The following is a 13,064-nucleotide window of genomic DNA, read 5'->3' as shown; positions in this document are numbered from 1 at the left end:
CTGCTCGCGCTCGGCCGGGGCGAGGATCCCGATGCCGCCGATCGGCGCGTCCGGGGCGGCCGCGGCGGCGCGCAGGACGCGCAGCAGCCGCTCGCCGAGGGCGGTGGCGGTGGCGTGGTCGAAGAGGTCGACCGCGTACTCGACCGCCACCGTCAGGCCCGCCTGCGGGCCCTGCTCGGTGAAGCGGAAGGACAGGTCGAACTTGGCGACGTCCAGCTCGAAGGGGTGCTCCGCGCAGCCCAGGCCGCCGAACTCGGCCGGCACCGTGACCCGGCTCTCCAGCGCCACCAGGGTCTGGAAGAGCGGGTGGCGGGCGGGGGTGCGGGTGGGGTTGAGGTGCTCGACCAGGCGCTCGAAGGGGATGTCCTGGTGGTCGTAGGCGTCCAGGTCGGCGCGCCGGACGCGGTCGAGCAGCTCGCGGAAGGTCGGGTCGCCGCTGGTGTCGGTGCGCAGCAGCAGGGTGTTGACGAAGAAGCCGACCAGGTCGTCCAGGGCCTCGTCGGTGCGGCCGGCCACGGGGGTGCCGAGCGGGAGGTCGGTGCCGGCGCCGAGGCGGGTGTAGAGGGTGGCGACCGCGGCCTGCAGCGCCATGAACAGGCTGGCGTTCTGCGCCGCCGCCAACTCGCCGAGCGCGCCGTGCAGTTCGGCGTCGACGGTGACCTCCACCAGGCCGCCCCGGTGCCCCGGCACGGCCGGGCGCGGCCGGTCGTAGGGGAGCGCCAGCTCCTCCGGGGCGTCGGCCAGGGCCTGCTGCCAGTAGGCGAGTTGGTCGGTCAGCAGGGCGCTGGGCCGCTCGTCGGTGCCGAGCAGCTCGTGCTGCCAGAGGGTGTAGTCGGCGTACTGCACCGGCAGCGGCGCGCGGGTGGGCGCGGCGCCGGTGCTGCGAGCCTGGTAGGCCTCGGCGAGGTCGCGGAAGAGCGGCCCGACCGACCAGCCGTCGCTGGCGATGTGGTGCATCAGCACCAGCAGGACGTGCTCGTCGTGCGGCAGCGACAGCAGGGTGGCGCGCACCGGCAGGTCGTGGGCGAGGTCGAAGACCTCCTCGCCGGCCGCGACCAGGGCCGCCCGCAGCTGCTTCTCGTCGGCCACCGGCACCTGGCGCAGCGACAACCCGCCAGCCTCGACGACCTGTTGGTGCGGCTGGCCGTCGACGGTCGGGAAGACGGTGCGCAGCACCTCGTGCCGCTCCACCACGTCCCGGACGGCCTGCTCCAGGGCGGGCAGGTCGACGGCGCCGGTGAGCCGGACCGCGACGGGGGTGTTGTAGAGCGCGCTGGGGCCCTCGAACTGCTCGATGAACCACAGGCGTTGCTGGGCGGAGGAGAGCGGCACGCGCTCCGGCCGCTCGGCCGGCCGCAGGGCCGGGCGGGCCGCCGCGGAGTCGGGCAGGGCGGCGGCCAGCAGGGCCACCGTCGGGTTGTCGAAGAGCGTGCGGATCGGCAGCTCGGCGCCGAGGCCGGCGCGGATGCGGCTGACCAGCTTGGTGGCGAGCAGCGAGTGGCCGCCGCGGTCGAAGAAGTTGTCGTCGATGCTGATCCGGGCCAGCCCGAGGACCTCGGCGAACAGCGCGCACAGGGCCTGCTCGGTGGCGTTGCGCGGCTCGCGCCCGCCGTCGGCGCCGTTGTAGTCGGGCGCGGGCAGGGCCTTGCGGTCGACCTTGCCGTTGGGGTTCACCGGCAGTTCGTCGAGGACGACGATCGCGGCGGGCAGCATGTAGCCGGGCAGCCGCTCGGTGACGAAGTCGCGCAGCGCGTCGGCCCGCACCTCGCCGGTGACGTACGCGACCAGGCGCTTGTCGCCCGGCTGGTCCTGGCGGACCGCCACGCAGACCTGGCCGACCTCCGGGTGGGCGGTGAACGCCGCCTCCACCTCGCCGAGTTCGATCCGGAAGCCGCGCAGCTTGACCTGGTCGTCCGCTCGACCGACGAACTCCAGTTCGCCAGTGGGCGTCCAGCGCACCACGTCGCCGGTGCGGTACATCCGGCCGCCGGGCTCGCCGAACGGGCAGGCGACGAAGCGCTCGGAGGTCAGGCCGGGGCGGCGGACGTAGCCGCGGGCCAGGCCGGAGCCGCCGATGTACAGCTCGCCGGGCACGCCGACCGGCACCGGGCGCAGCCCGGCGTCCAGCACGTACAGCCGGTTGTTGGGCAGCGGCCGGCCGATCGGCACGACGGCCGGCACCTCGGCGGCCGAGGTCATCGGGAAGTGCGTGGCGAAGGTGGTCGTCTCGGTCGGCCCGTAGACGTTGATCAGCCGCAGCCCGGGGCAGCTGTCCAGCACCCGCCGCATGGCGACCGGCGAGGCGATGTCGCCGCCCGTCCACACCTCGTGCAGCCCGGTGAAGGTCTCCGGGGCCTCGGCGGCCAGCACGTTGAAGAGGCCGACGCTGATCCAGGCGGAGGTGGTCCGCTCGTGGCCGATCACCGCCGCCAGCTCGGCGATGCCGAGCCGGCCGGCCGGGGCGATCACGAGCTGGCCGCCGGAGAGCAGCGGGGTCCAGATCTCGTAGGTGGAGGCGTCGAAGGCGGAGGGCGCGTGCACCGGAAGCCGCTCGTGGCCGCCGCCGGTGAACTGGCCGCCGAGCGCGAGGTCCACCACACCGCGGTGGGTGATGGCGATGCCCTTGGGCACGCCGGTCGAGCCGGAGGTGTGCATCACGTACACCAACTGGTCGGCGCGCTGCGGCAGTCCGAGGTTCTCGGGGTGCTCCTCGGCGTGCGGGTCGAGCACCGTCAGTCCGGCCAGCGCGGGGTGCTCGCGGTGGGCGGCGTCGGCCAGCACCAGGGCGGCCCCGGCGTCGTCGAGCACGGTCCGCAGCCGGTCGGCGGGCTGGGCGTCGTCCAGCGGGACGTACAGGCCGCCGGCCTTGAGCACGGCCAGGATCGCCACCACCTGGGCGGCCGAGCGGTCGATCATCAGCGCGACCGGCGTCTCCCGGACCACCCCGGCCTCGACCAGCCGCAGCGCCAGGCCGTTGGCCCGGGCGTTGAGCTGGGCGTAGGTCAGCTCGGCGTCGTCCGCGGTGAGCGCGAGCGCGTCCGGGGTCGCGGCGGCCCGCGCCTCGAACAGCTCGGGCAGCGAGCCCTCCGGCAGCGGGGTGCTGGTGCCGCTCCACTCGGTGACCAGCTCGGCGCGCTCGGCCGCGGTCAACACCTCGACGGTGCCGACGAGTTCGGCCGGGTCGGCGACGATCCGGTCGAGCAGGGCGAGGAAGCGGTCCAGCAGGGCGCGGGCCTCCCCGGTGGTGAAGGCGTCCGGCTGGTGGTCCAGCCGCAGCTGGAGGCCGTCGCCGGGGGTGAGGGCCAGCACCAGCGGGTAGTGGGCGCTGTCGACGTCCTCGACCAGGGTGACGCGGGTGGCGCCGCTCGGGTCGGCGTCGTCCAGCGCGGACGGGTCCGGGTAGTTGCCGTACACCGTGACGGTGTCGAACAGGCTTCCCATGCCGGCGAGTTGCTGGATCTCGGTGAGGCTGAGGTGCTGGTGGTCCAGCAGCGCGGACTGCTCGTGCTGGAGGCGCAGCAGCAGCTGGCCCCAGCTCTCCGCCTGGTCCAGGCGCACCCGCACCGGCACGGTGTTGATGAGCAGGCCCATCATCCGCTCCACGCCCGGCAGGTCGTGCGGCCGGCCGGAGACGGTGGTGCCGAACAGCACGTCCTCGCGCCCGGTGAGCCGGGCCAGCAGCACGCCCCAGGCCGCCTGGACCAGGGTGTTGAGGGTGACGCCGTAGCGGCGGGCGGTGCGGGCGAGGGCCTCGGTGCTCTCCGGGGAGAGCCCGGTGTGCAGGCGCAGCGGCAGCTGCGGGACGGCCGCCGAGCGGCCGGGGGCGAGCAGGGTGGGCTCGTCGGCGCCGGCCAGGGCGTGGGCCCAGGCGGCGCGGGCGGTGTCGCCGTCGCGCCGGGTGATCCAGCGCAGGTACTCGCGGTACGGGGCGGCCGGGGCCATCGGCTGCTCGAAGTACAGCGCCCACAGCTCCTCGGCGAACAGCGGGGTCGACCAGCCGTCCAGCAGGATGTGGTGCGCGGAGGCGATCAGCTGGTGGCGCCCGGGGGCGAGCCGGAGCAGGGTGTAGCGCAGCAGCGGCGGGCGGTCGAGGTCGAAGCGGCGGCCGTACTCGGCGGCGGCGATCCGCCCGGCCTCCGCCTCCGGGTCAGCGTGGCCGCTCAGGTCCACGACGGTGAAGGGCAGTTCGACGCCGTCCGGGACGACCTGCACCGGCGGGCCGTCGTGCCGCTGGTGGAAGGCGGCCCGGAGGTTGGGCTGGCGCACCAGCAGCGCCTCGGCGGCGGCGCGCAGCCGGTCGGCGTCCACCGGGCCGTCGAGGTCGAAGGTGACGACCGAGGTGTAGACGTCCGCGCCGTCGGCGTCGTACGCCGAGTGGAAGGCCATGCCCTGCTGGAGCGGCGAGGTCGGCCAGACGTCGACCAGGCGGGCGGGGGCGTGGTGGGCGGCGAGCCCGTCCAGCTCGTCCTGGGTGACGGCGACCAGCGGGAAGTCGGAGGGGGTGTGCCCGCCGGCGTCCGGCCGCTCGGCGTGCTCGGCGAGCGCGCCCAGCGCGGCGAACCAGGCCTCGGCGAAGGCCTGCACCCGCTCCTCGGAGAGCAGCCCGGTGGCGTAGGACCACTGGGCGACCAGCAGCGGGCCCTGCGGGGTGTCCACGGTGGTGGCGTCCAGGCCGAGCACCCGGCCGAGGGCGAGGCCGGTCGCGGCGCCCTCGGACATCGCCTCGGTGCCGGCGAGCACGTCCTCGGAGGTGACGCCCTCGGGCGCGAAGCGGCCCAGGTAGTTGAACTCGATCTGCGGGTCGGCGTGCCCGGCCAGCGCGGCGGCGGTGTCCGGGTTGAGGTGGCGCAGCAGGCCGAAGCCGATGCCGTTGTCGGGGACGGCGCGCAGCTGCTCCTTCACCCGGCCGAGGGCCCGGCCGAGTGCGGGGCCGGCCGCGGTGACCTCGGACCAGGGCAGCGCCCCGGGGGCGAGCCGGACGGGGTAGACGGAGGTGAACCAGCCGGCGGTGCGGTGCAGGTCGACGCCGTCGACGACCTCCTCGCGGCCGTGGCCCTCCACGGTGACCAGCACGGCGCCGTCGGGCCCGGTGGTCTCCTGGCCGCGCCAGTGGCCGAGGGCCAGGGCCAGCCCGGTCAGCAGCACGTCGTTGACCTGGGCGTGGTAGGCGGCGGTGACCTTGGTGAGCAGCGCCCGGGTGGTCGCGGCGGGCAGCACGAGCCGCAGCAGGCCCTCGGTGGCGTAGGTGTCCTGGGCCGGGTCCAGCGGGCGGTCGCCGAGCAGCGGGTCCGGGGTGGCCAACGCGGCCTGCCAGAGCGGGAGTTCGGCGGCCCGGCGGTCGGTGTTGGCCTCGGCGGTGAGGCGCTGGGCCCAGCGGCGGAAGGAGGTGGGCACCGGGGCGAGCTCGACGGCGCGGTCCTCGCGGAGCGCGGCGAGCGCGCCGAGCAGGTCCTCCTCGACGATGCGCCAGGTGACGCCGTCCACCACCAGGTGGTGGATCACCAGCAGCAGCTGCGAGGGCTGCTCCGGGCCGGCGTCGAAGCGCACGGCCTGGACCATCCGGCCGTCCTCGGGCGACAGGCGCCCGCGGGCGGCCTCGGTCTCGGCGCGCAGCGCGTCCGCGTCGGCCCGGCCCTCGACCCGGCGCAGCACGGCGTCGGCGGGGACGGCGCCGGGCTCGGGCACGTGCAGCGTCCAGGGGCGCTCGGCGAGCGGGGAGGTGCGGGCGCGGAACAGGTCGTGGTGGTCGAGCAGGGCCTGGACGGCGGTGGTCAGGTGCTCCCGCGTGGTGCCGGCGGGCAGGGTGAGCAGGGTGGACTGGTAGAAGCTCTCCACCGCGCCGTGCTGGGCGGCCAGCCAGTGCACGATGGGCGTCGGCGGCACCTCGCCGAGGCCGGACCCGGCGGGCTCGACGACGACCGGCCCCTCCAGCGGACGGGCGATCAGCGCCAGCTTCTCGACGGTCGGGGCGAGGAACACCTCGCGCGGGGTGAGCTGGAGGCCCGCGTGCCGGGCCCGGGAGACCAGCTGGATGGCCACGATGGAGTCGCCGCCGAGCTCGAAGAAGGAGTCCGTGACGCCCACCCGGGGCAGGCCCAGCACCTCGCCGAACAGCCGGACCAGGGTGTGCTCCAGCTCGCCGGCGGGGGCGCGGCCGTCCTCCTCGCCGGCGCCGAACACCGGCGCGGGCAGGGCGCGCTTGTCCACCTTGCCGTTGGGCGTGAGCGGCAGCCGGTCGAGCACCACGACGACGGGCACCATGTGGTCGGGCAGCCGCTCGGCGCAGTACGCCCGCAGCTCGGCCGGGTCGGCGGCGCCGACGGTGTAGCCGACCAGCCGGCGCTCGCCCGGGCGGTCCTCGCGGACCAGCACCACGGCCTGGCGCACCTCGGGGTGGGCGGAGAGGGTCTGCTCGATCTCGCCGAGCTCCACCCGGAAGCCGCGGATCTTCACCTGGTCGTCGGCCCGGCCGAGGAAGTCCAGCTGGCCGTCCGGGCGGTAGCTGCCGAGGTCCCCGGTGCGGTACATCCGGTCGCCGGGCTCGCCGTACGGGTCGGCCACGAAGCGCTCGGCGGTCAGGCCCGGGCGGTTCAGGTAGCCGCGGGCCAGGTGCGGGCCGGCCAGGTACAGCTCGCCGACGGTGCCCGGCTCGACCTGGCGCAGCTGCTCGTCCAGCACGTGGATGCGCACGTCCTGGCAGGGGCGGCCGATCGGGGGCAGCTCCTCGCCGGTGAGCGGCTCGCTCATGCTGACGATGACGGTGGCCTCGGTCGGCCCGTAGCTGTTGAGCATCAGCCGGCCGCGGCCGCAGCGGGCGGCCAGCTCGCGGGAGACCGCCTCGCCGCCGCCGATCAGGGTGCGCAGCGAGGGCATCGGCAGGTCGGGCAGGGTGGAGATCATCGCGGTGGCGACGTCGGCGTGGGTGACGCCGAACCGGTCGATCAGGGCGGCCAGCGGCTCGCCGACCAGCTGGCTCTGCTCGCGCGGCAGTACCAGGGCGGCGCCGGTGGTGAGGGCCACGGACAGGTCCGAGACCGAGACGTCGAAGCTGAGCGAGGAGGCCTGGAGCACCCGGCTGCCGGGGCCGACCCCGGTGGCGGCGACCTGGGTGCCGACCATGCTGGGCAGCCCGGTGTGGGTGACGGCCACGCCCTTGGGCACGCCGGTGGAGCCGGAGGTGTAGATGACGTACGCGGTGTTCGGCGCGCTCACCGGCCGCACCCGCTCGGCGGCGGTGAACCGGTCCCCGGAGCGCGCGGCCAGGTCGGCGAGGTGCTCGGCGGAGTCGATCAGCAGCCGGGGGGCGCCGGTCTCCGGCAGCTGGCCGGCGGCCCCGGCGGTGGTGAGCACCAGGGCGGCGCGGGAGTCGGTCAGCATGTGGCGCAGCCGCTCGGCCGGGTAGGCCGGGTCGGCGGGCAGCCAGGCGGCGCCGGTCTTGGCGACGGCGAGGATCGCGGCGATCGCCTCGGGGGACTTCGGCAGGGCCAGCGCGACGACGTCCTCGGTGCCCAGGCCGCGGGCGGCCAGCACCCGGGCCAGCCGGTTGGCGCGGGCGTCCAGCTCGGCGTACGTGAGGGTGGTGCCCTCGGCGTACAGGGCGGGGGCGTCCGGGGTGCGGGCGACCTGGGCGTCGACCAGCTCGGTGAGGGTCGGGCGGGTGTCGGGGCGGGCCAGCCGGGCGGCCAGCGCGGCGGGGGTGGGGGCGTCCGCCAGGACGGACGGTTCCAGGCGGACGCCGAACTCCTCGTGCACGCGGGCCAGCAGCCGCTCGGCGGCGGGCCGGTCGCCGCCCAGGTCGTAGAAGCCCGCCGCGGGGTCGACCGACTCCCGGCCGAGCACCTCCGCGAACAGTCGGCACAGGACCTCGGCCGCTTCCGGCCGCTGCTCGGATCTGTGCGTCTGCTGGACCCCGGACATGTGACTCTCTCCCTCGTGCGGCTGGCTCCCGCGGTGGCGGGAGCGGCGAGCTGGGTTGACCCCGGGGCGGTCGGCCCGGGGGTCGGCGGAGCGATGTTGCGGTCGTCTTGCGGTGCTGCGGTGTGCTTCGTGTGACGTCCGTGCGGCACACGGGTGCGGTGCGGCGGTGCGGAGGGTGGTGGCGCGCCGGTGCTGTTCGATGCACGCGCGTAGACGTCGGACACGGGACCGCGCCGGCGGCGTGACGGTGCGGCCGCGCGGCGGTGACGGGGTGCTGCGGTGGTGTGGTGAGGCGGTGTCGGCGGGTTCCGGCGGTGCGGTGCGCCGACGACCGGGCGAGCGGCCTGGTGAGGGGCGGCTCGGGTGCGGGGCGGTGCCGGGTGAGCGGCGGTCTGCCCCGGGTGCGTTGCCGAGGTGGTGCGCTGTCAGGCGGTGCTTTGCCGGGTGGTGCCCTGCCGGATGGTGCTGTGCCGGGTGCTGCGCCGCCGAGGTGGTGCGACCGGGTGAGCGGCCGTTCGGCGCGGATCCCCGTCCGGCGGCCGCGCGGTGCTCAGCGGTCCGACGGTCGGTGGGCGGTGGCCGGGGTCAGTGCTCGGACAGGTGCGCGATGAGGCTCTTCGGCCGCAGGTCCTGCCAGTTCTGCTCGACGTAGTCGAGGCAGTCCTGTCGTCCGGCGGCACCGAACACCTGCTGCCAACCGGCGGGCACCGGGCTGAAGGCCGGCCACAGCGAGTGCTGGCCCTCGTCGTTCGTCAGGACGAGGTAGCTGGCCTCGGCATCCTCGAACGGGTTCGCCATCGTCGGTTCCTCTCTGTTTCGTAGCTGTGCAGATCTGGTTCGTAGCCGTGCAGAGCAGTGCGAGAAGGGGAGGAGCAGGGTGGTCGGACGTGACCGGATGTGATCAAACGGAGCCGCGGCTCACGGACCCCAGCCGGAGTCCTCGCTGGGGGCGTCGTGGGCGGTGACGGAGACCGTGGACAGGTGCGGCTGGGCGTGGAGCTGGAGGCCGACCACGGCGGCCAGCAGGACGGCGAGCATCCCGAGCATCTTGTGGACGCGGACGGCAAGGCTTGGCATCGCGAATTCCTCTTCCTGAGGAGGGCGGTCTGCCCTCTTCGCTCTGAAATGCATCCTGCCGAAGCCCCAAACGTGCTTGGAAGCTCTCACTGTGATCGTGAACACGCAATGCGGGAACCGGAAGCCCGGTCAGATCGTGCCAAAAACAGACAGACATGATCCAAGTCGTACCTGGGTCTGTCAGATCAGTGGTGGGAACTCCGTGGGCGCGTGGGACATCGCGGAGGACATCGCGGGGCGGAAGCGGGTACTCCGGCCCGCCGCAGCGAGCCCCGGCGCAACTCCTCCCGGACGGCGGGCCAGTCCTCGACCCACGGCCGGCCCGTCCCGGTGGGCGACTCCAGGGCGAGCGTCGCCAGGTAGGCGCGCTTGAGCGCCGCCCGTTCGTCCTGCACCCGCCCCGCGGACTGCTCGATCCGGCGCAGCCGGGCGTGCAGCCGCTCCAGCGCGCCCCCGCCGGTCAGCAGCCGCCGCGCCTCCGGGCCGAAGCGGAAACCGGGGGCCAGCAGCGGCCAGGCCGACCGCCACACCCGGAACACCTCGCGGTGGCTCGGCCCCCACTCCCGCTCGGCCTGGGCCAGCCGCTCCAGCGCCGCCGCCTCGGTCGGCGCCGTACAGGTCTCGCGCAGCGCCCGTGAGAGCGCGCCCCAGTCCTCGCCGGGCGCGTGCCGCAGCGCCGCGTGCAGCAGGTGCGCCACCGAACCGTGCACCACCGTGCGCGGCCACTGCTCGGCCGCCGCCTCCGCCAGCACCGCGCCGGTGCCGCCCACCAGCACCCAGACCTCCCGCACCCCGCGCTCGGCGAGCCCCGCCAGCACCTGCGGCCACTGCTCACCGTCCGCGGCCGGCCACAGGCCCAGCACCTCGCGCCGGCCCTCGGTGGAGACCCCGAGCGCCAGGTGCACCAGCGGCCCGCCCGAGCGGCCGCTGCGCACCGAGTCGACGAAGACCACCGGGTAGACCGGGTCGAGCCGCCGCCCGCGCCGCTCGGCGAGCTCGTCCAGCACCTGGTCGGTGATGGCCGAGACGGTCTCCCGGCTCAGCTCCACGCCGTACACCTCGGCCAGGTGCGCCACCAGCTCGCCCGAACTGAGGCCGCGCGCGGTCAGCGAGATCACCAGCCGGTCGAGCCCGGGCAGCCGCCGGGCGCGGGGGAGGACGGCCTTGGGGGTGAAGCTGCCCTCGCGGTCCCGGGGCACCCGCACCTCGACCGGGCCGATCTCGGTGAGCAGCCGTCTGGCCCGGGCGCCGTTGCGGCCGTTGCCGCCGGGACCGGAGCCGTTGCCGGTGCCGGTGCCGCTGCCGTTGCCGCTGCCGGAGCCGCGCAGGTGCTCCTGGAGTTCGAGCTCCAGGGCGCCCTCGATCAGCTGCTTGGCGAAGGCCTGGAGAATCCCGCCGTCGCCCAGCAGCCGGACCGCGCCGGAGCCGACCTGCGCGGCGGCGGCCTCCGCCAACTGCCGCACCAGGCGCTGGTCCACCAGGCCGGCGAGGGCGGCGGGCGGTGCCGCCGGGTCGGAATCAGCTCGCAACTGGGGGTGCCTTCCGTCTGTAGGCCGTTCCGTGCACCGACCGCCCGCTCCGGACGTCCCGTCGGAACGCCAGGTGCGATGCGCCGGCAATCCCCCGGTCACCGCTGCCGGGTACGGTCACGACCGTGACCCCGGCTCCCCGTTTGCGTGCACGCCCGACTACCGTCAGCCGATGATTTCCGCGCCCTTTGGGCGTACACTCACGGCTGTCGGAGCCCGGGGGGCGGCTTCCGAACGGCAGTCACTTCCATCTTGCCGGTTCGGATGCCTGGCGGTAGCCGGTACGGGCATTCGTGAAACCGCAATGCCGAAGCCGGAAGGATGCCCAGATGTGCCCAAGTCAGGACAACTGCGCGGAAAGGGGAACACCCCAGCTCTGCGACCGGGGCATCGAGTTCTACCGCACGGCGCTGGCCGAGGGGGAGGCGGTCGGCGAAGCCCCCGAATGCCTGCTCGCGATGGGTCTGCTGCGCCCGCTGCCCGGCTCCGGTGACCGGCTCGTCCCCGTCCCGCCCGACATCGCCGCCACCGGACTGGCGCGGCCGCTCGAACTCGCCGTACTGGCCCACCAGGAGCGGCTCGCCGCGCTGCACACCTCCTTCCACGCCGCCGAGCACACCTACCGCGACGTCATGCGGCGCGCCAAGTTGCCGATCCGGCTGCTGGCGGGCGAGGAGATCAACCCCGCGCTGGAGAAGGCCGTCGCCGCCTGCAGCGAGGAACTGCTCACCGCCCAGCCGGGCGGCGGCCGCGGCCCCGAGCAACTGGGCGACGCGCTCCCGCGCGACCTCGCCCTGGCCGGCCGCGGCGTGCGCCAACGCACCCTCTACCAGCACACCGTGCGCTCGCACGGCCCGACGCTGGCCTACATCGAGCAGGTCACCGCCCAGGGCGCCCAGGTGCGCACCCTGAACGAGGTCTTCGACCGGGTGATCATCTGCGACCGCTCCACCGCCTTCATCCCGGCCGGCGCCGACCGCCAGGCCGCCGCGATGCTCATCGAACTCCCGCCGCTGGTCGAGTACCTGCTCAAGATCTTCGAGCTGATGTGGGAGCGCGCCGAGCCCGTCACCTACCAGCAGGGCCACCACCGCCCCCGGCTGCTGACCGCCCGCACCCGGCAGAACGTGCTGCGCCTGATGGTCAACGGCTACACCGACGAGGCCATCGCCTCCCGCCTCGGCATGAGCACCCGCACCGTGTCCAGCCACATCCAGAAGGCCAGCGAACTCCTCGGCAGCCGCAGCCGCGGCCACCTCGGCTACATCATCGCCCGCCAGGGCGTCCTGGACGAACCCCTCGACGAACTCTGACGGGCCCGCGCGCCCGGCGCGTGAGCACGGTAGGGCAGTGGGCTCGGACAACGTGCCGTGCGTATCCTGACCGTCGTCTCCCGCCAGGGAGAGACGCGGCCGTCGGTACCCAGGGCCCCGGCCGCTGCCGAGTTCTCCGACGAGTACGAATGGTGATCATGGAAGCGTCCCGTCCCGACCGTTTGACCTGCCTCGCCGTGTGTGCCGGTGCGGGGGGCCTCGCGCTCGGTCTCGAACAAGCCGGGTTCGATCCGGTGTTGCTGCTCGACAACCGTCCGGTGGCCTGCGAGACGCTGCGGTCGAACCGCCCGGACTGGCACGTCCTCCGGACGGACCTCCTCGACTTCGTTCCGGAGGAGCACCAGGAGTGCTACGACGTGGACCTCCTGGCCGCCGGTCTGCCCCGGGTGAAGGCGAGCGCCGCGGTGAGGCGTGAGGACAGCGCGGAGGAGCTCCGGCTGCTCGATGCGACCGTCATGCTCCTGCACGGCGTGCAGCCCCGTGCCCTGCTCATCGAGAACCTCTCCGAGTTGGCCTCCAAGCCCGCGTACGAGTCCATCCGTTCGGAGGTCGAGACCGAACTCCGACACCTCGGGTACGAGTACGAGTGGTTCGTCGTCAACGCGAAGTGGCACGGCGTGCCTCAGGACCGCAAGCAGGGGATCCTGGTGGCGCTGAAGGAGGGCTCCATGCGTGACTTCGTGCCCCCGGCGCGGGACACCGAGCCACCGCTGACGGTGGGGGAGGCGTTGGGCGTCTCGATGGCCGCCCGCGGATGGCCGCACGCCGCGGCCTGGGCCGCACAGGCCGACGAGGTCGCCCCGACCCTGGTCGGGGGTTCCTGGAATCGCGGTGGGCCGGATCTGGGGCCGACCGGATCGAAGCGGTCCTGGGCCCGCATGCGGGTCAACGGCGGCACCGTCGCCAATGAGGTCCCCGGGCCCGAGGACCTCTGGGACCCGTCACCGGACGGCACGGACATGGTGAAGCTGACGGTCGAGCAGGCGGCGCGGCTGCAGGGCTTCCCCGAGGACTGGACCTTCGCCGGCGGCAAGACGGACCGCTACCGGCAGGTGGGCCACGCGTCACCGCCCCCGGTGGCCCGGGCCTTCGGTCTCGCGATCCGGGCCGCGCTGGGCAACCCGGCGCCGGTACCGTGCGACGGACGGTGAAGGGAGCCGTGCGGCGCTCGTGACACCGGGGCGGGACGACACCGGGGCGGGACGAC

General features: G+C 74.7%; 5 protein-coding genes and 1 pseudogene. 2 read left to right on the top strand and 4 right to left on the bottom strand.

Going from position 1 to position 13,064, the window contains the following annotated elements; all coding sequences use genetic code 11:
- Nucleotides 1-54: 54 nt before the first annotated feature.
- The 4 genes and pseudogenes from ACFY4B_RS08840 to ACFY4B_RS08825 all read right to left on the bottom strand — a co-directional run.
- A pseudogene (locus ACFY4B_RS08840) lies at nt 55-7,917 on the bottom strand (amino acid adenylation domain-containing protein); the annotation flags it as partial.
- A gap of 585 nt (nt 7,918-8,502) precedes the next feature.
- Complete coding sequence (locus ACFY4B_RS08835; RefSeq protein ID WP_049649760.1) at nt 8,503-8,715, bottom strand: MbtH family protein; 213 nt, start codon at nt 8,713-8,715, stop codon at nt 8,503-8,505.
- A 120-nt stretch (nt 8,716-8,835) separates the two neighbouring features.
- Nucleotides 8,836-8,994 (bottom strand): hypothetical protein, encoded by a 159-nt coding sequence (locus ACFY4B_RS08830; RefSeq protein WP_158077742.1) that lies wholly within the window; start codon nt 8,992-8,994, stop codon nt 8,836-8,838.
- 185 nt (nt 8,995-9,179) lie between these two features.
- Complete coding sequence (locus ACFY4B_RS08825; protein WP_387966970.1) at nt 9,180-10,523, bottom strand: IS256 family transposase; 1,344 nt, start codon at nt 10,521-10,523, stop codon at nt 9,180-9,182.
- Between the two features lie 329 nt (nt 10,524-10,852).
- On the opposite strand from ACFY4B_RS08825, the gene ACFY4B_RS08820 reads away from it, so the two are divergent.
- A complete protein-coding gene (locus ACFY4B_RS08820) occupies nt 10,853-11,836 on the top strand; it encodes a LuxR C-terminal-related transcriptional regulator (RefSeq protein WP_049649231.1) in 984 nt (327 codons plus the stop codon).
- 149 nt (nt 11,837-11,985) lie between these two features.
- Nucleotides 11,986-13,008, top strand: coding sequence for a DNA cytosine methyltransferase (locus ACFY4B_RS08815; RefSeq protein ID WP_199823021.1), 1,023 nt, complete (start codon nt 11,986-11,988; stop codon nt 13,006-13,008).
- Nucleotides 13,009-13,064 lie beyond the last annotated feature (56 nt).

The sequence above is a fragment of the Kitasatospora sp. NPDC001261 genome, assembly GCF_042896795.1.
Lineage (GTDB): Bacteria > Actinomycetota > Actinomycetes > Streptomycetales > Streptomycetaceae > Kitasatospora.
Note: the sequence above shows the minus strand (reverse complement) of the source record. Positions and strands in the feature narration are given on the sequence as shown.

Excerpts from the sequence above, each read along its gene's own strand:
- ACFY4B_RS08835 (WP_049649760.1), bottom strand. The coding sequence starts at position 8,715 with ATGGCGAACCCGTTCGAGGATGCCGAGGCCAGCTACCTCGTCCTGACG.
- ACFY4B_RS08820 (WP_049649231.1), top strand. The coding sequence starts at position 10,853 with ATGTGCCCAAGTCAGGACAACTGCGCGGAAAGGGGAACACCCCAGCTC.
- ACFY4B_RS08815 (WP_199823021.1), top strand. The coding sequence starts at position 11,986 with ATGGTGATCATGGAAGCGTCCCGTCCCGACCGTTTGACCTGCCTCGCC.
- ACFY4B_RS08830 (WP_158077742.1), bottom strand. The coding sequence starts at position 8,994 with ATGCCAAGCCTTGCCGTCCGCGTCCACAAGATGCTCGGGATGCTCGCC.